The sequence below is a fragment of the Mesobacillus thioparans genome, from assembly GCF_965138835.1.
GTDB classification, from domain to species: Bacteria; Bacillota; Bacilli; order Bacillales; family Cytobacillaceae; genus Mesobacillus; species Mesobacillus thioparans.
On record NZ_CBCSFH010000009.1, the window covers coordinates 68,528 to 90,245 of the forward strand.

The window sequence follows — 21,718 nt, forward strand, 5'->3', positions numbered from 1 at the left end:
AAAGAGCTTGAAACTTAGTACCGGCCTACAAAATGGGTATTATAACGTTAAAATCGGCTTTAAGATTTTAACAACAATCTTTACGAAAACAGCCTTTACATATGCATTCCTTTTTCTTTCTTCCACTTGAGGCTCAGGGCCGCTGCCAGTTTTGTCCGTGTTAATGAGTACAGGATTAATGCCGACCAGATGAAGGTAAAGGCAAGCAGATGGACCGACGAAAATGTTTCGTGATAGACGAAGACACCCAGTATAAGCGTCAAAGTTGGGGCGATATATTGCAGGATGCCAAGCGTAGCGAGCGGGATCCTCTGTGCACCTTTTGCAAAGAATAGCAAAGGAACTGCCGTCGCCGCCCCTGCACCAGCGAGCAGCAGCGTTGTTGTCCATGAACCGGAGAACAGCGAATTCGTCCCCTGGGACACCAGATAGCCAATGTAAATCGCCGATAACGGCATCACGACCAGTGTCTCAAGCGCGAGGCCGACCGACGAATCCACCTTGATCAATTTCTTGGCCAGTCCGTACAGGCCAAAAGAAATAGCGAGTGATAAAGCGATCCAAGGAAATTGCCCATAAGAAATCGTCATGATCAGCACACCGATCGCCGCAAGAAGAAATGAAACGTACTGCAGCATGCTCAATCTTTCTTTGAGAAAAACCATACCTAAAAGTACACTGACAAGCGGGTTAATATAATAACCAAGGCTTGCCTCGATCATTTGATCACTGTTGACAGCCCAAATATAGATGAACCAGTTGATGCTGATCAAGATCGATGCTATCGCCAGTGCCGCCAGCTGCTTTTTGTTCTGCGAAAGCCCCAGGAGCGTTCCTGTAAAAAGACTCCACTTCTTATTCAGCAGCAAGATCAAGATAACAAAGAAAAACGACCAGAATACGCGGTTCGCAAGAATTTCATCCGCGTTCACATGTTGCAGAAGCTTCCAGTAAACCGGCAGGATCCCCCACAAAATATATGAAAAAGCTGCGTATAAGACGCCAGCCTGTTGTTCGGTCCTATTATTCATCCGAACATCCCCCTAATCTTTCTAGACTCGAAATAATATTCATTATAAGGGGGATGCTGCGGCATGACAATCCTTTTTTTGAACCAATTAAAGACATTATCTCCATATCGCTTGTCCGGCTTCCGCTAGGACCGAGAGTTTAATTAAGGTTCTTTTCTCAAACTTAGTTACTTTTGGCTACAAAATTGGATTGAAAGACCATATTTTTCTTCAAAAAATTAAAGCTAATTATGAGAAAAGAGCCTCCGCACTTAATTCCGAACTACAAAATGGCATATTATCACGTTAAAATCGGCTTTAGGATTTTAACAACAATCTTCACGAAATCAGCCTAATTTAAAGTTATAGCCAAATGTTTCTTCCGGGGAGGAAATCTTATAGCCAAGACCTTGCTTGAAATCCAAAGAGATTTTATCCGGAAGGGATTCAACCGATTTCTTCGGAACAAAAAAATGGATACCGTCTGCGGAGAGCACTTCATCATCTTCCTGCTTTCCTTCGATCTGCAGCTGGATATCTGTTGCAATCGAACAGGTGCCGACAAACTCTGCTAATATCCTAATCCCTTCACCTTTACCAAAGTGGACTTTTTTTAATTCTTCCAATGCTGCCTCTTTTATTTCGATTTTCATATCAGCTCACCCTTTCATATAAAATATACCCTAGTTCTGATGTGTCACGCATTGAAATTGCAATCAAAAAAAGCAGGCCGAGGCCTGCTTTTTGGTATTTCTATTATCTTGCGCCTTCTAATTCTTTCTTGCGCAGCTCAATGCGGCGGATTTTTCCTGAAGTTGTCTTTGGAAGTTCTTCAAGGAACTCGATTTTCCTAGGATACTTATATGGCGCTGTCAAATCCTTGACGTGCTGCTGCAGGTCAGCGACCAGATTTTCCTGGTCTGAGCTGACACCGTCACGCAGGACGACAAAGGCCTTGACGATATGTCCGCGGATTTCATCAGGTGAGGCGACAACGGCGCATTCTTTTACGAATGGGTGCTTAACGAGTGCATCCTCGACTTCGAAAGGTCCAATGGTATAACCGGAGCTGATGATGATGTCATCCCCTCGGCCCTCGAACCAGAAATATCCTTCTTCGTCCATGCTCGCTTTATCGCCTGTTACGTAATAGTCGCCGCGGAACTGCATGGCTGTCCTCTCTGGATCTTTGTAATAGTTCTTGAATAAAGCAGGTGTTTCGATATGGACAGCAATATCGCCAACTTCACCGGGTGCACATGGTTCCCCGTTCTCATTGATGATTTCTACCCTGTTCCCAGGTGTAGGCTTGCCCATCGATCCTGGCTTTAACTCCATGCCCTTCGTTACGCCGACAAGCAGTGTGTTTTCTGTCTGGCCATAGCCGTCGCGCACATCGACGTTAAAATGCTTCCTGAATGTGTCGATGACTTCACGGTTCAGCGGTTCACCGGCGGATACCGCGCTGTGAAGACCTGGCAGGCTGTAATCACCAATATTTTCGACTTTGGCCATCAGCCTGTATTCTGTAGGCGTACAGCAAAGTACATTTACATGGTATTTTTGCAGAAGTGACAAATACTTTTGCGGCTCGAATTTGCCCTGGTAGACGAGGCCTGTAGCTCCTGTTCCCATGACAGACAGGAACGGACTCCAGATCCATTTTTGCCAGCCAGGACCGGCAGTAGCCCAGACAGTGTCCCCATCCTCTATTCCAAGCCAATTTGTTGCCGCTGTCCTTAAATGTGCATAAGCCCATCCATGAGTATGGACAACACCTTTAGGGTTGCCCGTCGTACCGGATGTATAGCTCAGGAATGCCATATCATTACGGTCCGTGTCGGCAAGCGTAAGGTCTTCAGAAGCAGACTCCATTTCTTCATCTAAATGAACCCAGCCTTCTTTTTCTCCTCCAATGATGAATTTAGGCAGCTCTTCCACTCCCTCGATTCCATCGAACTCTCCTGTAAAAGGGGCATAGCTGACGATGGCTTTTACATCGCCATGGCTGATTCTGTATTGAAAATCTTTTGTCTTTAGCATTTCGGAACTAGGAATGACCACAAGACCCATTTTCAGCGATGCAATATAAACCTGATACGCTTCAATCAGCCTCGGTACGACGACAAGGACGACATCCCCCTTCGTCAAACCATTCCCCAAGAAAACGTTTCCAATTTTATTGGCGTTATTGAGCAGCTCCTGGTATGTAATTTCTTTCGCACTTCCTGTTTCATTTTCCCAGAGGATCGCCTTTCTCGCTGGATCCTGTGCAAACCGCTCCATTTCTGATACTAAATTATACTTTTGAGGTGCCATCAATTGTTCTCTGTTCATACTCTTCCCCCTGATTATAATTTTTGGCTTGTCTCTGGATGAAGTGACAAGCATATATCCCCACGTCCCATTATACTAAATTATTTAAAAATTTAAAATTATATGATAATGTTATTTTAAAATAATTTCTTCCGACAAAAAAAAAAGAGCAGGGCATTTGCCCCGCTCTTTGTAGCCATATTATTCTATTTTAGATTAGCGAGAGAATCCGCCACCAAGTTGCTGTTCAGCCATTTGAACCAAACGCTTAGTGATCTCTCCTCCTACAGAACCGTTAGCGCGAGAAGTAGTTTCTCCGCCAAGCTGTACACCAAATTCAGAAGCGATTTCGTACTTCATTTGGTCAAGAGCTTGAGCTACGCCAGGAACTAGAAGTTGATTTGAGCTGTTGTTGTTTGCCATGTGTTTCACCTCCTTGTGAGTATAGAGTGTGTAGAAACACATGGCTTAATTCAAAACTTTTATTGGTAATTGTTCACAATTTCTTAACAAATTAAAATAGATCATCCACCGGATTATCCGCTCTTTCAGAAGCCGGTTTGACGATGATCCGCTCCGTACCTTCGACGGCTCTCTGGATCATTTCCTCAAAGTCGAAAAAGCTTTCATAGTTCTGGACTTTATCGAGCTTAGGCTTCGTTTTAGGCGATGATGGGACAAAGACTGTGCAGCAATCTTCATAAGGGCGGATCGATATGTCATGGGTATCAATTTTATGTGCGATATCCATGATCTCCAGCTTGTCCATCGTGATCAACGGCCGGATGATTGGTGTCGTTGTCACTTCGTTGATAGCATACATGCTTTCAAGTGTCTGGCTGGCCACCTGCCCGAGGCTTTCGCCAGTTATGATCGCAAGGCCTCCCTGCTTTTCCCTGATGGCATCCGTTATTCTGAGCATCAGTCTTCTTGTCGTTGTCATTGTATAGTTTTCTGGGATCTGCTTGTGAATGGCCTGCTGGATTTCAGTGAAAGGCACGATATGGAGCGCGAAATGGCCATTCACTTCAGCAAGCTTTTCAGACAGGTCGATCACCTTCTGCTTGGCACGTTCACTTGTGAAAGGCGGGCTGAAAAAATGAACCCCTTCCACTTCAAGGCCTCTCTTCATGGTCAGGTGACCGGCAACAGGGCTGTCAATCCCTCCGGATAGCATCAGCATTCCTTTGCCTCCGGACGCAGCAGGAAGCCCTCCTGCACCCTTGATCGTTTCAGCTGAAATATAGGCTGCTTCTTTCCTGATTTCAATCTGAAGGTTGATATCAGGGTTTCTTACATCGACTTTTAGGTCTTCCACATTCCTCAGTATATGGCCACCGAATTCCGAATTGATTCCGTTCGTATCCAATTCAAAGGTTTTATCAGCTCGTTTGGCGGATATTTTGAATGTCTGTCCAGGCTTGTGGATTTTTTTGAAGAGCTCAAGAGCAGCGTCCTTCATCTTCTCAAGATCTTTATCCACTTTAACGGCCGGGCTGAAGGACTGGATCCCGAAAATCTCCTTCAGTTTCTTTGCAATCCCGTCGCTGTCCTCACCATGAAGCAGGATGAACATCCTGTCGCGTTCCGCTTTTATTGCTGCATTTGGATATTCACTCAAAGCCCTCTTGATATTTTTTCTCAGGCGGTCGATGAATTTATTTCTGTTTCTTCCTTTGGTCGATATTTCTCCATACCGGACCAGTATACGGTCATACATCATTTCTTAATAACCTCGCTTAAATGTTTTACAGTCTCGGCAATTGCCTTTGCCGCTATTTCTGCTTCTTCTGCTGTATTGCTGTAAGTCAGGCTGATCCTTATGGCACTCTCCGCTTGTGCAGCAGGCACGCCCATTTCAAGCAGCGTCTTGCTGGCGGCCTTTTTCTTTGAGGAACAGGCGCTTGTTGTTGAAACATAAATATCTTTCTCTTCAAGTGCATGAACGAATGTTTCGGCCTTCAATCCGCCGATGGAAAAATTCAGGATATGGGGAGCGCAGTTTTCCCCCGGAGTATGAATGGTGATTTCCTTGATTTGACTGATGCCATCCCTTAATTTGCCCATCGCTGACTTCATTTGATCCAGCTTTTCTTCTCTCAGTTCAATCGTCATCCTGAGCGCTTTTGCCATCGCGACCATACCTGCTACGTTCTCGGTACCGCTTCGCTGCTTCCATTCCTGATTGCCGCCGGAAAATAATGGGGACAGCATCACCCCTTCTTTTATGAACAAGGCGCCCGTCCCTTTCAGTCCATGGAATTTATGTCCGGAAAGCGTGGCTAAATGGACTCCGGAATTGTATAAGTTCAAAGGAACCTTCCCTATTCCCTGGACGAAATCAACATGAAGAAATGCCTTAGGGTGCTTCTTCAATACCATCCCGATTTCCTCAATTGGCTGGATTGTGCCGACTTCATTATTGACATGCATCACAGACACAAGGATCGTTTCATCACGAAGTTCCTGCTGAATTGACTCGGCACTGACAAAGCCATTCGAATCTGGTTTTACATAGGTTACTTCATATCCGAGCGATTCAAGCTGGACCATGGCGTTATGGACAGAAGCGTGTTCAATGCTTGTTGTAACAATATGCCTGCCTCTCTCGCGGTGAGCCATCGCAATGCCCTTGATTGCGAGATTATTGCTCTCTGTCCCGCCTGAAGTGAACAGGATTTCCGTTTCTTTGACCTCCAGCAGCCTGGATACCTGGGAGCGAGCCTGCTGGAGCAGCTTTTCTGCCTGCCCGCCGATTTTATGAAGAGAGGATGGATTTCCATAGTAATCCTCTGAAACTTTAATGAATGAATCCAATACTTGCTTATAAGGTTTGGTCGTTGCGCTGTTGTCCAAATAGATCATCGGTATACCCCCTTGTCCAAGACCTTGCTAACTAAAAATCATATCATAATAACTTTTCAATGAGAAATGATGAAAAATTCAAAATCCTGATCCCAAAAAAACAGGCCTCCATATGGAGACCATGTTTTGTCACTGTTTCTCGGACAGCAAATGCTCGATTTTCTTCATTGCACCTGGATCGACTTCTTCAATTGAAGTAGCTGCCTGTTCAAGGGCATCGCGGTAATCGTAGTTCCGGAAATGCTCTTCTGCTTCTCGCAATCCTCTTTCGACAGAAGGGTATCGGCTGCGGTATCTGTTTCCATACTGGATGACACGCTCAGCCAGCATGACTGTCTCGACGATTTCTTCTGTTGAAGTTTCAAGCTTTTCCACTGTCAGAACGGCAATTTCGAGATATTGCTGGACTGCAGGAATATCCAGTGGCTTTTCCTCAAGCTTTTCGTTGACCTGCTTGATACTCTCATGGGAATCTTCCAGCAGATATTTATATTCTTGTGAAAGGCCAGGCATATTGCTTTTTGAGACGGTGCGGATCAGTTCGGTGATTTTTTTTGAAAGTCCCCTCACTTTCTCCCTTGCAGCCATCTCATCCTTCCTCAGGGCGCTTAATTTTTCCATCAATTCTTTTTGCTCTTCGACAAGCTTGTCCAGCTGCTCTTTCGCTTCCTGGAGTTCTACTTTAATCAGGCTTTGTGCTGTATCGTTTTCCGTGATCCTATGATCGATCAGTTCAAAGCGCTTCAGCAAGCCCTTAAGCTGCTGCTCGACTTGCGTCTGGGCAGACAGTTCTTTTTCAGTCAGATGATAGCTCTCCTGGATATGCTTTGTTTCTTCCTTCAGTGTCTTGTTTTCGCTGATTGCTTTTACAAGGGTTTCCTTTGCGACATGTTCGGTGTTAGTAATATATTGTTTAGCGAGGACTTCCTCCTCAAGCAAATCAAACAGTTTTTCAAGCCGTTCCTTCAGACCCTGGATGCCCTGTTCAGCGTTCTCGACATCGCCTTTTTCTATGGCGGCAAGGTATCCGGCCAATTCATTGCTGATTTCCTCGATTTCGGTATCAGCATTCAGATGATCCAGGACATACCCCTGCTCCTTCATCTCTCTGACACCATCTTTCAGATCGCCAACCTGGACCGGGATCGCCGACTGGCAATCATGCAGAAGGGCAGGTATGGAATCCATTTTCGCGGCTACCTGTTCAAGCAATGACTGAATGGACAGCACCGTTTCCCTTGCTTCAAGGTAATTTCCGTTATCAGTCTTTTCATCAAACTCGATGAATTTTGCCTGGATCTCTTCAAGGACTGACTCGAGGCTGGCCTCTGCGCTTCCGTAACTGTGACGGTGTGTGAGCAGGTTCTTCTTGCTCTCTCGGTAATGCTCTTTCAGGCCATCGATTTCCTCGCGGTTCTTTTCTTCGCTTCCGACAAGTTCATTCAATTCGCCAAGAATCTTCTTGATCTTATCTTCCGTTTCCGTCAGTTTCCGGTCAATGACTGCCAGAACTTCCTTCGCCTTCTTGAACCTGTACTTATCGATATACTCTTCCGCGTCGAACAGATAATCCTCGATGCCCGGCAGCTTGGAAGTGACAAGCTCATCCCATTCCTGGCGCCAGCGCTCGAAAAGTTCCTCTGTCTGCCCAGTCATGTTCAGCTGCTTGACCTTTGACATTTCATCCAGTACAGGACGGTTCATGATATCGATTTTCCACGATTCATAGCGGTCGACCTCACTGTAATATTTCCGTTTCATGAAATAGCCGATTAAAAAAAGAATGATTAGTATCGCGATACCGCCAATTATGTACTCCATTATTATCCCCCTGGCCTCACAAATTCCAAGACTGAAATCCTTCTATATAAATACGATTGTTAATTGCGTGTATAATGTAATTATATTACCATGTAAACGACATTTTTTGACTAATAAATTGATATTTTTTGTTGAAATTATCCGAATTAGGCCGATTTCACTTGAAATCTCTCAATAGAATATACTTCAGGAGGTGTATTTTCATGAAAGACGGACATGTCCACACCGCTTTTTGCCCTCATGGGACAGATGACACAATCGATGAATATATTCAAAGGGCCCTCCAGCTTGGCTACAGTGAAATCACATTCGCGGAGCATGCGCCATTGCCGGAAGGATTCATGGACCCAACCCCCATACAGGACAGCGCAATGGCAATCGAAGACCTGGATTCATATTTTCAAACAATCGCAGAAGCGAAGAAGAGATATACTGGAAAAATTAAAATCAATACCGGATTCGAGATTGATTTTATACAAGGGTATGAAAATGATACAACTGATTTCCTGAACAAATACGGACCGCTTCTTGATGACGGCGTTCTATCGGTCCATTTTTTAAAGAACAAGTCCGGTACATATGACTGCCTGGATTACAGTCCAGACCATTTCGGGAAGATGGCAAAAGATTACGGTTCAGTAGAAAACGTTCACCGGCAATATTATCAAACCGTAATGAAGTCGATCCTCGCCGATTTGGGGCCCTATAAGCCTAAAAGAATCGGGCATATGACCCTGGCCAATAAGTTCCGGCTTAAATATCCGCTCAGCAATGAATGCACAGGAGAAATCATCGAAATCCTGGACAAGGTTTCAGAGCTTGGCTATGAGCTGGATTATAACGGAGCAGGGACGGCAAAGCCATTATGCCGCAACCCTTATCCTCCGGATTGGGTAATCGGCGAAGCGAAAAAACGCGGGATTCCTCTTGTGTATGGATCGGATGCCCACCAGGTGAAGGAGTTGGGACAAGGACTGGAATATATGAAAATAAAAAAATAAGGAAACCGGCATATTCACCGGTTTCCTATATATTAATCAGCATTTTCTGGTGGACCTGCTGGTCCGTGCAGAGAGTACCTTTGATCCACTGTGAAATCTCATCGCTGTATTTGTCTGCGAAATATTTTTCATGTGGAAGCACATGCAGAACTTCAGTGACATAGTGGGTATTCAAAAACGGCATCTGCAGAAGGCCTTTCAACTGCAGGATACTGTACAGGACCGAATGCTTTTTGAATTCCCCTTTTTCAATCCCGGTTTCGAGAACCTTTTTAAACATATAGCGCTCTTTCACATGGTAGGTTGACATAATCTCCCTGACCACCTGCGAGTCGATCGTCATTTCCCGTAAAATGAACCTGGTCAATTGGATGTTTTCGCATTGGTATCTCAATACATTTCCAACCATCGCATTCAGACAGTACTCCGAACCATATTCAAGAAACGCAAACCCTTGTTCCAACTCTTTAAGATAGCTTTCAAAAAAAACAGTAAAACAATTTTCGAGGAGACCATTCTTGTTCTGGAAGTAATATGAGATATTCGCTGCATTCACGTCTGCCCTTGCTGCAATGTCCCTCACTGATGTTCCATTGAACCCCTTCGTATTGAATAAGTAGATGGCCGCATCAATAATCGCAGCTTTTGAATTTTTTCTCATTGCTCCGCCCCTCACTTTCCGCAATTAACCTTACTGTTTACCTTTCTGGAAATGATTTAAATTTCCTTTATAAAAAGCTCGACAAAGTCTCCATTGTTTCGCCGTTTTTTGATACAATGTAGAATAAAACTTCAAGAATCAGGGGGAATAACGATGTTTAACGTCGAAACATACAGCGCTAACACTGAAAAAAATTACGACTTGGTGATTAAACAGCTGAAAGCACTCATTGAGGATGAAAAGAATGCAATTGCGAATCTGAGCAATGCATCTGCGCTTTTGAACCAGTTTCTTGACCGCATCAACTGGGTGGGGTTTTACCTGATGGAAGATGGTGAGCTTGTCCTCGGACCGTTCCAGGGACTTCCTGCCTGTGTAAGGATTAAGCTCGGAAAAGGGGTTTGCGGAACGGCTGCATCAAAGAAGGAAACAGTAAGAGTTGAAGATGTCCATGCCTTCCCTGGACATATTGCCTGTGACGCTGCCTCACAATCGGAAATCGTCGTACCAATCCTGAAAAACGGAAATGTGATCGGTGTTCTCGATATCGACTCGCCTGAAAAAAACCGTTTCGATGAATTGGACCAGCAAAAGCTTGAGGAATTCGTTGAAGTGCTTGCACAATATATCTAAATGGAAGAACATATTGAACCCCTCTCGAATTTACGAGAGGGGTTCATTGTTTATTAAATTGACCCTGTTTCCATTGTGCTTTCTTTCCTCACTGATTCAAATGCCATCTCTAGGTCATCCCTTATATCTTCCCATGCTTCCAGACCAACCGAAAGCCTTAGCATATTTTCTTTGATCCCCATTTTTTCTCTCGCCTCTTTCGGCACGACCGCATGGGTCATTGTTGCCGGATGCTGGATCAATGTTTCTGCATCACCGAGGCTGACAGCTATTTTAATGAGTTTTAATTTGTTGATGAATGCCTGGGCTTCTTTCTGGCCGCCTTTTATATTGAAAGAAATCAAGCCGCCTGGTTTGCGCATTTGCTTTTTCGCGATCGCGTAGTCAGGATGCTTTGGATCGCCAGGGAAAATGACTTCTTCCACTGCCGGATGCCCCGAAAGATAGGATGCCAGTTTTTCAGCATTTTCACAGTGCCGATCCATCCTCACAGGCAGAGTCTTCAAGCCGCGAAGCAGCAGCCATGCATCAAAAGGTGAAATTACCCCGCCAATATCCTTCTGGGTGGTCATCGCGATTTTGGACATGATTTCTTTAGGTCCTACCGCTAAACCTGCAATCACATCTCCATGACCGCAAATATATTTCGTTGCGCTGTGGATGACAAAATCACATCCAAGCTCAAGCGGATTCTGAAGATAAGGTGAGCTGAATGTATTATCTACAACTACCGGAATTCCTTTTTCCCTTGCAACATCCGCGACCATCTCCAGGTCTACCAGTCTCATTGTTGGGTTAATCGGTGTCTCGATATAGATGACTCTTGTCTCCGGGGTAATAGCGGCCAATACTTCTTCTCTCGTCGACATCATTGAAAAATCATGGTTGATCTCATACTTTTCTTTCATGAGCTGCAGAAGTCCGAACGTACATCCATACACTCCCTGTGAACAAAGAATATGGTCGCCTGTACGTGTCAGCGCTACTAATATTGCTGAGACAGCAGCCATCCCCGATGCGAACGCAAGGGCTTTTTCCCCTTTTTCAATCACCGCCATCCGCTCTTCCAGCATGGCAACAGTAGGATTCCCAAGGCGGGAATAAATGAATCCCTCTTCCTCCCCCGCAAAACGCCTTGCCCCTTGCTCAGCAGTATCAAAAGTGAACGTACTTGTTTGAAATAGCGGAGGAGCAAGACTTCCCCTGAATTCGTCTGATTTATATCCTGCATGGATTACTTCTGTTTCGAATCTTTTCTCTCCCATTCCGATTCCTCCTATATACTTGTAAGCGTTTACAAAATACCCCCATAATCAGGATATGATATTTACCCTCATATGGAAAGTGATTTCACTCACAGCAGCTGAAAAAGTCCTGTGGTCTGCTAAACAGAAAAAGCACTCATTTCTGAGTGCTACTAAGAAAAGCGTAAGCGCCTTGGTCAGCCCCGACAAGCGTTGGAGGGCCGCACATTGAAGTCGCTTTTTGACTTCATTGGGCGGACCGAAACGACTCGAGGGGCTAGGCGCTGAAGCTGGACATTACTAAAAGTGAGGTTAAACCTTATCACTATAGCCTAACTGGTTTTCATTCTGGACCACTACTTTATTCTTTCCGGAGCCTTTTGCTTTATAAAGCGCCTGGTCCGCCCTTTTGAACACAGTCTTGGTCGTATCTTCCTGCCCCCTGATCCATGTGGATACACCGCATGAAATCGTGACATTTGGGGTCGTATGTTTTTCGACTTTATCGACAAGTCTGTTGGCAATCATGACACCGATTTCCAGAGGGGCCCCCGGCAAGTAAATCGCGAGTTCTTCCCCTCCCCATCTGGCACCAATATCCGTACCGCGGATATTTTTGGCGATCTGCCGCGCCAGCTGGATGAGTACCTCGTCACCAACCTGGTGTCCGTACTGGTCATTCACACATTTAAAATTATCAATATCTATTAAGATGAAAGTTCCCTGTGCATCCTCAAGCATCGACAAATTCATTTTATCATCCAGATACCCGCGGGAATACAGCTTTGTCAAATGATCCGTTACGACCATTCTCTCCAACTCTTCGCGAAGCATGGAGTTGGTGAAAGCCAGCGTCGAATGATGGATGAGCGACTGAAGCAGCTTGAATGTGTCAAACGCAAAGTGATAAGGCTCCTCATGCATGACAAGTGCGAAACCCTTTAAATCTCCGCTCTGGATCATAGGAACACACATTACCGAGCGGAAATGTGAAGAAACATCCCTGATATCTGATGAGATATCCCCTATGAATAACGGCTCCATATCCTGTTTGACCCGTCTTGCGACTTTCAATATATAATCGGAAGCCTCGTTTGAAAAGAAGAAACTGGTGCTCCCTTGAAGGACGGAGTAATCATGATTGTCTTCATCTAGCATAATGAAACCGACTTCCCGGGCATCAAAGGACTTGATGATCTGGCCGCAGATGAACTTCATCGTATCTGTCAGGCGCAGGCTTGTATTCAGTTGATGAGATGTTTCGTTGATTAGCTGCAAATCGGCAATCAGCTTCCTTGATTGCTCATAAAGCTTCGCATTCTCCAGGGCGCTGCCGGCAGTATTCGCAAGAAGCTTAATGAATTCCACTTCATTTTGCGGGAATACAAGCGAGTTCGGGGCAATGACCTGCAGAACACCGTATACACCTTGTCTTCCTTTTAAAGGTGCATACATAATCGAATTTTTATCAGTGACTGAGTCCTCGAACTGGATATGTCCGCTCACATACGCCTGCATCGCCGTCTCGTTCTCGCTGTCGTACTCAAGATCTTTGACCGGCAGCCCACCGTAGCCCTGATGGTCATGCGACAGCAGGAGGTAATAGGTGAAGGAAGGGTAAACTTCCCTCAATGTGGAAATGATTTCACTAAGTACAGCATCCATATCCATCGTCGAGTGGAATTTTTTTGTCACCCTGAATAATTGTTTATACCTTTTTTCTTCTTCCGTTGTCTCAGCAAGGATATGAATTTTTTGGATAAACAAGGCGCACTCGTCAGCAAGCTTATTAAGAAGGCTGTCCGAAAAGCAGCCGAGTGAAGCGCCATTCAGTTGCACAGCACATAAATTCTTTACATTTTCTCTTGCATCCATGACAAACACTAAATCATATTGCGGAAATGACTCTGGATTCTTGATAAAGGATTGCGGTGCTTCAGTCAGATCGCTTATGAAGCAATCCTGAAAACCACCCGCCACTCCCTCATCCAATTCGGTGCGCGTCGTGGCCTCAAGCTGCATGCCTTTCGTCCATTCCTCACATCTGAATAAGTCGACTTCAGCTGCCTGCAACAGTTCTTTCAGCTTAATCAACATTTGCGTAAGGATTTCCGAGGAGGATAATCTGCCAGTGCTGATCAAATCAAAGAACCTGCTTTTCAGTTCCAATATCGTTTCCCGTTCTATTAATTCTTCCATATGTATCACCTGTTTTAAAATCACTTCACAGCGATTTGTGAGTAGCTGTTTTACAGGCAGCAGCCTGATTGAGACAAAATGATTCATCACGTGGCTAGGTAATATCCAAATATTTGAAAAAGAAGATAATTACTATTTATTATATCATAGACCTAGTAAAATAGTATGATATAATAACCAAAGTTTTCAGGAGAATTTAAAGTTGAAAAGGTGATGACTTAAAATATCCCCTTGACTTTATACGAATAAAAATTATATAATACTCTTTGTGTAAAATATCGCAGCCTATGTGATCTTCATTATGTATGTATTTTGTTCCTCGGACAGTGTTTGATGGTGTATCTCGTAACCCGCTGCTGCTAGGGCGAAGGTACATGAAAACAAAATACCCATAAATGCTTAATCACAATCTGTTTTTATTTTACAAAATAAAAACTAAGGAGGAGTCATTCATGGCTCGTTATACCGGCCCAAGCTGGAAACTATCCCGCCGTCTTGGAATTTCACTAAGCGGTACAGGTAAAGAATTAGAAAAACGCCCTTACGCACCAGGTCCTCATGGTCCTAACCAGCGTAAAAAATTATCCGAATACGGATTACAACTTCAAGAGAAGCAAAAGCTTCGTCACATGTACGGAGTTACTGAGCGCCAGTTCCGTAACTTGTTCGACAAAGCAAGCAAAATGCCTGGTAAGCACGGTGAAAACTTCATGATCCTTCTTGAAGCTCGCCTTGACAACGTTGTTTACCGTCTAGGTCTTGCTCGCACTCGTCGTGCAGCTCGCCAGTTAGTAAACCACGGCCACATCATGGTTGATGGCGCACGTGTAGATATCCCATCTTACCGCGTAGCTCCTGGCCAGACAATCACACTTCGTGAAAAGTCTCGCAACCTTGATGTAGTTAAAGAAGCAATCGAAGTAAACAACTTCGTACCTGACTTCTTAACTTTCGATGCAGACAAGCTAGAAGGAACTTTCACTCGTATGCCTGAGCGTTCTGAACTTCCAGCTGAAATCAACGAAGCTCTTATCGTTGAATTCTACTCTCGTTAATAGAGTGCATTCAAAAACCCAGCCGATTAGGCTGGGTTTTTTTGTTTTAGGATCATCTCATTAGCATTCATTACTCAACTAAAAAACGGCACCCTGTTTACCAGAGTGGCCGTTTTTATAGTATATCCAGTCATACCCTCATGATGGACAGTTTTCTCGGATCACAATCGATATTTGTCCGTCATAACCCTCATGATGGACAGTTTTCTCTTTTCACCAGTGATTTTTGTCCGTCATTCCTTCTTTTGCCCAAAGCATTAGTACTTAATCATAAAGTACTTCTTCTTGCCGCGGCGGACGATCGTGAACTGGCCTTCGATTTTGTCTGCATCGCTTAGGATGTATGCTGTATCGGTTACGCGCTCTCCATTAAGGGACACTGCTCCGTTTGATACATCTTCACGTGCCTGCCTCTTGGATGGCGAGATTTTAGCAGCCACCAGCAGGTCGACCAATCCTTGTTCTTCTCCACCTTCTACTGTGAAAGAAGGAACATCTTTAAAGCCCTGCCTGATTTCATCGGCGCTCAGGTTTTTGATGTCGCCGCTGAAAAGTGCTGCTGAAATCCTGATTGCCTGTTGAAGGGCTTCTTCACCATGGATCATGCGAGTCATTTCTTCAGCAAGAGCTTTCTGTGCCTGGCGCAGATGCGGTTCTTCCTCGACTGCTTTTTCGAGCGCTTCGATTTCTTCTCTTTCTAAGAAAGTAAAGAACTTCAAGTATTTCACAACATCTGCATCGGCAGTGTTGATCCAGAACTGGTAGAACTCGTATGGTGACGTTTTTTCAGGATCGAGCCATACAGCGCCGCTTTCCGACTTGCCGAACTTGGTGCCGTCAGCCTTCGTCACGAGTGGAATCGTCATTCCATACGCCTTTGACCCTTCTGCAGACATTTTGCGGATCAGCTCAAGGCCTGTCGTAATATTGCCCCACTGGTCGCTTCCGCCAATCTGCAGTTTGCAGTCGTGATTTTCGTATAAATGGAAGAAATCCATTGCCTGCAGGATCGTGTAGGTGAATTCTGTGAACGAGATCCCTGTTTCCAGCCTTGAAGCGATCGTATCTTTTGCCAGCATGTAATTTACGCCGACATGCTTGCCGAAGTCACGCAGGAATGTCACGACATCCATGGAACCTGCCCAGTCGTAGTTGTTGACCATGAGCGCTCCATTTTCGCCTTCAACGTCAAAAATTTTCCCTAGCTGCTTCTTGATTCCATCAACGTTCACTTGGACTTGTTCGAGCGTTTGCAATTTACGCTCTTCACTTTTGCCGCTTGGGTCGCCAATCAAACCGGTTGCTCCGCCGACAAGCACGATTGGACGGTGCCCCTCATTCTGGAAACGGCGCAGTGTCAGGAACGGAAGAAGATGCCCAATATGCATGCTGTCCGCCGTTGGATCAACACCACAGTAAAGAGAGATCTTCTCCTTCGAAAGCAGGTCCTTAATTCCCTCTTCATCTGTTTGCTGGTAAATAATCCCGCGCCATTCGAGATCTTTTAATAATTCCATTTGTTTTCCTCCATTCAAGAATATATTTCGCAACCAGATTTTTGCGCAAATAAAAAACGCCCCTGCAATAAATGCAGGGACGCTAAATGCGCGGTACCACCCGGCTTGAAAACTAAGTAAAAGTCTTCCACTCCATAAAATAACGGTTAAACCGTCCGCGGCTACTATGTATTCCAGTTCACTGCGGCGCTCGGGGAGGTAATTCATCCTTCTGTTTGTACCGGCTCACAGCGGCCGCCGGCTTTCTGGAACATGGACAGAAGCACTACTCATTCCCTTCACAGCTTTTCCCTATAAAGTTAATAAAGCATTTTTACCACAAAGCAATAGATGTTGTCAAATTCGACATAAGTTTTCAGAAAAATTAAGATTACAGTCTATTCGACAGCTTCTTTATGCTATAATGTATGTGATTTTAGGGGGAATGATATGAATGCATGAAGGAAAACAGCCTTGGAAAGAGAAGCTTAAATCCTTTGGTGCTATTTTTACGAATAAAAAGACCGTAAAAGGAGCCCGGATTACTTACTCGGTTGTCTGGAACATGTTACTGTTATTGATTATTGTGCTGGTCCTCGGTGGAGGTTTTGCCGCAGGAACAGGCGCCGGGTATTTTGCATCCCTTGTCAAAGATGAGCAAATCCGACCATATGAAAATATGAAGAAAGATATTTACAACTATGAAGAGACTTCGGACTTATATTTTGATAACGATGTTTATCTTGGCAAACTCAGGACTGACCTCTACCGCGAGGAAGTAAAGCTTGACGATATGTCAAAGTATTTGGTCAATGCGATCGTGGCAACAGAAGATGAGTATTTCTACGAACATGATGGGGTCGTGCCAAAAGCCATCATGCGCGCCCTTTTCCAGGAGGTCACGAACTCAGCGACATCCTCAGGTGGAAGCACATTGACGCAGCAGCTCATCAAGAACCAGATCCTGACGAATGAAGTTTCATTCGAGCGTAAAGCGAAAGAAATCCTTCTCGCCCTCCGCCTCGAAAAATTCTTCGATAAAAAAGAGATTCTCGAAGCCTATTTGAATGTCGCTACCTTCGGCCGTAACGCGAACGGCAGCAATATTGCCGGCGTTCAGGCTGCGGCAAACGGGATTTTCGGAAAAGACGCGAAAGACTTGACTCTGCCTCAGGCTGCCTTTATCGCGGGACTTCCACAGAGCCCATTTGGCTACACCCCATTCAGCAGCAATCACGGCAAGCTTAAGGATGCTGCAGGACTTGAACCCGGCCTGTCAAGATACAAGACGGTTATCACCCGGATGCATGGTGCCGGTTTCATTACGGATGACGAATTCAAGGAAGCAATCAACTACGACATCACGAAGGACTTTGTCAAAGAGGTTCCGAGTGATAACACAATTGAGGAGTATCCTTTCCTTACCTTTGAAATCGAGAAACGCTCAATTGATATTTTGGCTAAACTTCTAGCTGAACGTGATGGTTATGAAGAAGACGATTTGAAAAAAGATGATGATTTGATGGCTGAATACGAGGCACTTGCCAACCGTGATCTTCGCCAGAACGGCTATAAGATTTACACAACCATCAATAAAGAGATTTATGAAAAGATGCAGGACACTGCGAAGAATTACCCTTACTATGGAAGCGAAAAGCCACAGGAAGTTCCTGATCCTGATGATCCGGACAAAACTATGATAGTCAAAGAACCTGTGGAAATCGGCGCCACACTGATTGAAAACAAAACCGGTAAAATCATCAGCTTTGTTGGCGGCCGCAACTTCAAGCGTGAACAGACGAACCACGCTACAAGGGCTCCAAGACAGAACGGTTCGACGATGAAGCCGCTTCTCGTCTATGCTCCTGCAATGGAGCTCGGGAAATTACATCCAGGTACTGTTTTACCGGATGTTCAAGTATTTTTAAATGGAAAGAGCAAACCTTGGCCTAATAACTATGATATGAGATACAGCGGTTTGACCTCTGCCAGATATGCACTGACGAAGTCTTACAACGTGCCTGCTGTCCTGGCCTATAAGAGCATCATCGGCCAGAGACCTGCTAATTTCCTGGATAAGATGGGCTTCTCAAATCTCCAGCCTGATGATTATTCCAATTTATCGACTGCTATCGGTTCCCTTCGCGGCGGTGTCACTGTTGAAGAAAACACCAACGCATTCGGTACATTCGCAAATAGCGGAAAATTCATCGATGCATATATGATCGAGAAGATCGTCGACAAAAATGGCGAAGTCGTCTTCCAGCATAAATCCGAACCAGTGGATGTCTTCAGTCCGCAGACATCATACCTGACCATCGATATGATGCGTGACGTCATCAACCGCGGTACTGCCACCGCTGTAAAAGGAAGATTGAAATTCGCTTCTGACTGGGCTGGCAAGACAGGTACTGGACATGAATATATTGATTCCTGGTTTGTCGCTACCAATCCGAATGTCTCCTTCGGGGTATGGCTTGGTTACGATACACCTAAAGCACTTGAACAAAGATATAAAAATCTTTCATATGGTGTACGAACTCAATACATTTGGGCTGACCTGATGAATGCAGCCTATGATGTCGACCCTAAGCTGGTCGATCCTGAAGAACGCTTCAAAATGCCTGGCGGTATTGTCAAGCGATCCTATTGTGCTGTTTCCGGTTTGCTTCCTTCAAGTGCATGTTCGAAAGCAGGCCTTGTGGAATCAGACTATTTCATTGCGAAATACGCACCGACAAAAGTGGATGACAGCCTGGTTGAAAACAAATTTGTAAGAGTTGGAGACAAGAGGTACATTGCCCTTGACTCCACACCAGCAGAATTTACAGATACTGGTGTCATTTTGAACCCAGAATATATGGAAAGCTACATCGGCCATAAAATCAGGGACCCGCAGCAGTTGATCCCTAAGAAGGATGCCTGGAACAAGATCCTGGTTGCTAATGATAAGCTGAGTGAAAATGGCAAGACTCCTGCAGGTCTTGGAATCAAGCTTTCAGGAAAAAAAATCACCTGGGGCAAGCACCCTGAGAATGATATTGTCGGCTACCGAATCTATAACAACAAGAAAAAAGTCGGAAGCATCAAAGCAGGTGAAAAACTGAGTTTCAATGCAGGAGACGGCATATTCTATGTCACAGCTGTCGATATAGCTGGAAAAGAATCCGCACCATCGAATATCATTGAAATCGGCCAGAGACCAGAGCCTAAGGATCCTCCAAAGGATGACAAACCGAAAGACGATAAAAATAAACCAAAGGATCCTAAACCGAAAGATCCTCCACCGACAGATCCTAAACCTAAGCCGGATGATCCACCAGAACCGCCTGGAGATGGCGATGGCGGCGGCGGAGAAGGCGAAGGAAATGGCAACTAGCATAGATCAATAAAAAATAAGCACCGCTTCCTTTCAGGATGCGGTGCTTATTTTTCTGCAGAAAAAGAGCGTGAAACCCGGTTTCACGCTCTTTTATCACTTTCTATTAATCTTCCATTGTAGACAGGTCGCCGGTTGGAAGGTCAAGTTCCCATGCCTTCAGCACGCGACGCATGATTTTACCACTTCGTGTCTTAGGAAGCTTATCGCGGAATTCGATTTCACGAGGTGCTGCATGTGCTGCAAGACCTTTTTTCACGAATTGGCGGATTTCCTCGATCAACTCGTCGGATTGCTCATAACCATCACGCAATGCGATGAACGCCTTGATGATTTCGCCGCGCACTGGGTCCGGCTTGCCGATGACACCCGCTTCAGCGACTGCAGGGTGTTCAACAAGCTTGCTTTCTACTTCAAATGGTCCAACACGTTCACCAGAGGTCATGATGACATCATCAATCCGTCCCTGGAACCAGAAGTATCCGTCCTCATCCATGTACGCTGAGTCACCGGAAACATACCAGTCACCAGGCATGAAGTAAGACTCATACTTCTGCGGGTTGTTCCAGATTGTATGCATCATTGAAGGCCAGCCTTTTTTGATTGCAAGATTGCCCATTCTGTATGGAGGCAGTTTATTTCCCTGGTCATCAACGATTGCAGCTTGAACACCCGGGATTGGCTTGCCCATCGAGCCAGGCTTGATCTCCATGCTTGGATAGTTACAGATCAGCTGTGCGCCAGTTTCAGTCATCCACCATGTATCATGGATGCGCAGGTTGAACACCTTCATTCCCCATCTGACTACCTCAGGGTTCAGCGGTTCGCCTACACTCAGGATATGGCGAAGACAGCTCAGGTCGAATTTCTTCACGACCTCATCCCCGGCACCCATCAGCATCCTGAAAGCCGTCGGAGCACTGTACCAGACAGTCACTCCATACTGTTCAATCATCTTATACCATGTTTCCGGGTTAAAACGGCCGCCAATGATTACATTTGATGCTCCTGCAAGCCAAGGTCCGAAAATACCGTAAGATGTACCTGTCACCCAGCCTGGATCCGCTGTGCACCAGTAGACATCCTCTTCTTTCAGATCCAGGACCCATTTAGCAGTCTGATAATGCTGGATCATCGCATTATGGACGTGCAGGACACCTTTTGGCTTTCCAGTCGATCCGGAGGTATAATGCAAAATCAGGCCATCCTTGCGGTCAACCCATTCAATATCAAGCTTATTGCTAGCTTCTGAAAGCTTTTGTTTAAAATCAACATATTGACTATTTGCATCCAGGTTGTCACCAACAAGAAGAATATGCTTCAAGTCTGGCAGCTCATCGACAGGAACCCGCTCAAGAAGCTCAGGTGTCGTAACCAATACTTTTGCACCGCTGTCCTGAAGCCTATCCCGGACAGCTCCTTCCATGAATGCTTCGAACAATGGGCCTACAATCGCACCCAGTTTTACAGCCCCAAGGACAGCAAAATAAAGTTCTGGAGAACGAGGCATAAAGATAAATACGCGGTCCCCTTTTTCCACATCAGCATATGTTTTGAATACGTTACCAGCTTTATTGGTAAGTTCCTTCATTTCTTTGAATGTATATTTTTCCTTGCGCACCCCATCCTGATAATATAGCGCAATCTTATTTTTCCTGAAACTTTCTGCATGGCGGTCAATTGCTTCATATGCAATGTTGACCCTTCCTGTATCAGACCAGGAAAACTCTTTTTCAGCTTCACCCCAATCAAATTGGCCATGAAGCTCTTCATAATTTTTTAAGTTATGATTCCCTTGCGTCACTGGCAGCGCTTCCACTTTCATCTATCCATCCCCCTTGGCTTATTTATTTAAAATACATTATAGTATAAAAATTCGATTTTCTCAATTTTTAAAAAATTAGTAGAAAATAAATCCCTCTTCCCTGTCAGCCTTTCTTGCAGGAAAAGTCGTTGCCAGAATACAGAAAATTTTGTGAAAGCGCTTTTATTTGTTAGATTTTATGTATAATAGAATTATCGTTTGAATTGTTGACGG

Annotated in this window: 16 protein-coding genes and 1 other annotated feature; of the genes, 4 read left to right on the forward strand and 12 right to left on the reverse strand. The window is 44.9% G+C overall.

Annotated features, from left to right (window positions below; translation table 11 throughout):
• Positions 1–95: 95 nt before the first annotated feature.
• The 7 genes from rarD to ezrA all read right to left on the reverse strand — a co-directional run bounded on the left by rarD (position 96) and on the right by ezrA (position 8,012).
• The gene (gene rarD / locus ACNAZ4_RS15150; protein WP_415815608.1) at positions 96–1,031 is read right to left on the reverse strand and encodes an EamA family transporter RarD; all 936 of its coding nucleotides are present in this window, start codon (positions 1,029–1,031) and stop codon (positions 96–98) included.
• 326 nt (positions 1,032–1,357) lie between these two features.
• Positions 1,358–1,663 (reverse strand): iron-sulfur cluster biosynthesis family protein, encoded by a 306-nt coding sequence (locus tag ACNAZ4_RS15155; RefSeq protein ID WP_415815610.1) that lies wholly within the window; start codon positions 1,661–1,663, stop codon positions 1,358–1,360.
• A gap of 103 nt (positions 1,664–1,766) precedes the next feature.
• The gene (gene mbcS, locus ACNAZ4_RS15160) at positions 1,767–3,347 is read right to left on the reverse strand and encodes an acyl-CoA synthetase MbcS (protein WP_415815612.1); all 1,581 of its coding nucleotides are present in this window, start codon (positions 3,345–3,347) and stop codon (positions 1,767–1,769) included.
• A 195-nt stretch (positions 3,348–3,542) separates the two neighbouring features.
• Complete coding sequence (locus ACNAZ4_RS15165) at positions 3,543–3,749, reverse strand: alpha/beta-type small acid-soluble spore protein (RefSeq protein ID WP_214708315.1); 207 nt, start codon at positions 3,747–3,749, stop codon at positions 3,543–3,545.
• Between the two features lie 91 nt (positions 3,750–3,840).
• The gene (gene thiI / locus ACNAZ4_RS15170; RefSeq protein WP_415815614.1) at positions 3,841–5,049 is read right to left on the reverse strand and encodes a tRNA uracil 4-sulfurtransferase ThiI; all 1,209 of its coding nucleotides are present in this window, start codon (positions 5,047–5,049) and stop codon (positions 3,841–3,843) included.
• Positions 5,046–6,191, reverse strand: a complete 1,146-nt coding sequence (locus ACNAZ4_RS15175; protein WP_415815616.1) for a cysteine desulfurase family protein — start codon at positions 6,189–6,191, stop codon at positions 5,046–5,048. Before ACNAZ4_RS15175 ends, thiI begins: the two co-directional genes overlap by 4 nt.
• 129 nt (positions 6,192–6,320) lie before the next feature.
• Positions 6,321–8,012 carry a septation ring formation regulator EzrA gene (gene ezrA / locus ACNAZ4_RS15180; RefSeq protein WP_415815618.1) on the reverse strand — a complete coding sequence of 564 codons (1,692 nt, stop codon included), beginning with the start codon at positions 8,010–8,012 and terminating at the stop codon, positions 6,321–6,323.
• A gap of 203 nt (positions 8,013–8,215) precedes the next feature.
• On the opposite strand from ezrA, the gene hisJ reads away from it, so the two are divergent.
• A complete protein-coding gene (hisJ, locus tag ACNAZ4_RS15185; protein WP_415815620.1) occupies positions 8,216–9,013 on the forward strand; it encodes a histidinol-phosphatase HisJ in 798 nt (265 codons plus the stop codon).
• A 25-nt stretch (positions 9,014–9,038) separates the two neighbouring features.
• On the opposite strand, the gene refZ is transcribed toward hisJ, so the two are convergent.
• A complete protein-coding gene (gene refZ / locus ACNAZ4_RS15190; protein WP_415815622.1) occupies positions 9,039–9,674 on the reverse strand; it encodes a forespore capture DNA-binding protein RefZ in 636 nt (211 codons plus the stop codon).
• Positions 9,675–9,827: 153 nt separating this feature from the next.
• On the opposite strand from refZ, the gene ACNAZ4_RS15195 reads away from it, so the two are divergent.
• Positions 9,828–10,307, forward strand: coding sequence for a GAF domain-containing protein (locus tag ACNAZ4_RS15195; RefSeq protein ID WP_415815624.1), 480 nt, complete (start codon positions 9,828–9,830; stop codon positions 10,305–10,307).
• A gap of 53 nt (positions 10,308–10,360) precedes the next feature.
• Here the strand turns inward: ACNAZ4_RS15195 and megL are convergent, their stop codons facing one another.
• Together megL and ACNAZ4_RS15205 are read right to left on the reverse strand one after the other, a co-directional pair.
• A complete protein-coding gene (gene megL / locus ACNAZ4_RS15200; RefSeq protein WP_415815626.1) occupies positions 10,361–11,572 on the reverse strand; it encodes a methionine gamma-lyase in 1,212 nt (403 codons plus the stop codon).
• Positions 11,573–11,863: 291 nt separating this feature from the next.
• The gene (locus ACNAZ4_RS15205; protein ID WP_415815628.1) at positions 11,864–13,750 is read right to left on the reverse strand and encodes a sensor domain-containing diguanylate cyclase; all 1,887 of its coding nucleotides are present in this window, start codon (positions 13,748–13,750) and stop codon (positions 11,864–11,866) included.
• A 452-nt stretch (positions 13,751–14,202) separates the two neighbouring features.
• Here ACNAZ4_RS15205 and rpsD point away from each other — a divergent pair, with 452 nt between their 5' ends.
• On the forward strand, positions 14,203–14,805 hold the full coding sequence (rpsD, locus tag ACNAZ4_RS15210; protein WP_041965450.1) for a 30S ribosomal protein S4: 603 nt from the start codon (positions 14,203–14,205) through the stop codon (positions 14,803–14,805).
• A 257-nt stretch (positions 14,806–15,062) separates the two neighbouring features.
• On the opposite strand, the gene tyrS is transcribed toward rpsD, so the two are convergent.
• A complete protein-coding gene (tyrS, locus tag ACNAZ4_RS15215) occupies positions 15,063–16,322 on the reverse strand; it encodes a tyrosine--tRNA ligase (protein ID WP_415815631.1) in 1,260 nt (419 codons plus the stop codon).
• A 72-nt stretch (positions 16,323–16,394) separates the two neighbouring features.
• Positions 16,395–16,613, reverse strand: a binding site (T-box leader).
• A gap of 142 nt (positions 16,614–16,755) precedes the next feature.
• Here tyrS and ACNAZ4_RS15220 point away from each other — a divergent pair.
• A complete protein-coding gene (locus ACNAZ4_RS15220; protein WP_415815633.1) occupies positions 16,756–19,680 on the forward strand; it encodes a transglycosylase domain-containing protein in 2,925 nt (974 codons plus the stop codon).
• Positions 19,681–19,786: 106 nt separating this feature from the next.
• On the opposite strand, the gene acsA is transcribed toward ACNAZ4_RS15220, so the two are convergent.
• On the reverse strand, positions 19,787–21,505 hold the full coding sequence (acsA, locus tag ACNAZ4_RS15225) for an acetate--CoA ligase (RefSeq protein WP_415815635.1): 1,719 nt from the start codon (positions 21,503–21,505) through the stop codon (positions 19,787–19,789).
• Between the last annotated feature and the right edge of the window lie 213 nt (positions 21,506–21,718).

Coding starts and splice junctions, on each gene's coding strand:
- rarD (WP_415815608.1), bottom strand. CDS start 1,031: ATGAATAATAGGACCGAACAACAGGCTGGCGTCTTATACGCAGCTTTT.
- ACNAZ4_RS15155 (WP_415815610.1), bottom strand. CDS start 1,663: ATGAAAATCGAAATAAAAGAGGCAGCATTGGAAGAATTAAAAAAAGTC.
- mbcS (WP_415815612.1), bottom strand. CDS start 3,347: ATGAACAGAGAACAATTGATGGCACCTCAAAAGTATAATTTAGTATCA.
- ACNAZ4_RS15165 (WP_214708315.1), bottom strand. CDS start 3,749: ATGGCAAACAACAACAGCTCAAATCAACTTCTAGTTCCTGGCGTAGCT.
- thiI (WP_415815614.1), bottom strand. CDS start 5,049: ATGATGTATGACCGTATACTGGTCCGGTATGGAGAAATATCGACCAAA.
- ACNAZ4_RS15175 (WP_415815616.1), bottom strand. CDS start 6,191: ATGATCTATTTGGACAACAGCGCAACGACCAAACCTTATAAGCAAGTA.
- ezrA (WP_415815618.1), bottom strand. CDS start 8,012: ATGGAGTACATAATTGGCGGTATCGCGATACTAATCATTCTTTTTTTA.
- hisJ (WP_415815620.1), top strand. CDS start 8,216: ATGAAAGACGGACATGTCCACACCGCTTTTTGCCCTCATGGGACAGAT.
- refZ (WP_415815622.1), bottom strand. CDS start 9,674: ATGAGAAAAAATTCAAAAGCTGCGATTATTGATGCGGCCATCTACTTA.
- ACNAZ4_RS15195 (WP_415815624.1), top strand. CDS start 9,828: ATGTTTAACGTCGAAACATACAGCGCTAACACTGAAAAAAATTACGAC.
- megL (WP_415815626.1), bottom strand. CDS start 11,572: ATGGGAGAGAAAAGATTCGAAACAGAAGTAATCCATGCAGGATATAAA.
- ACNAZ4_RS15205 (WP_415815628.1), bottom strand. CDS start 13,750: ATGGAAGAATTAATAGAACGGGAAACGATATTGGAACTGAAAAGCAGG.
- rpsD (WP_041965450.1), top strand. CDS start 14,203: ATGGCTCGTTATACCGGCCCAAGCTGGAAACTATCCCGCCGTCTTGGA.
- tyrS (WP_415815631.1), bottom strand. CDS start 16,322: ATGGAATTATTAAAAGATCTCGAATGGCGCGGGATTATTTACCAGCAA.
- ACNAZ4_RS15220 (WP_415815633.1), top strand. CDS start 16,756: ATGCATGAAGGAAAACAGCCTTGGAAAGAGAAGCTTAAATCCTTTGGT.
- acsA (WP_415815635.1), bottom strand. CDS start 21,505: ATGAAAGTGGAAGCGCTGCCAGTGACGCAAGGGAATCATAACTTAAAA.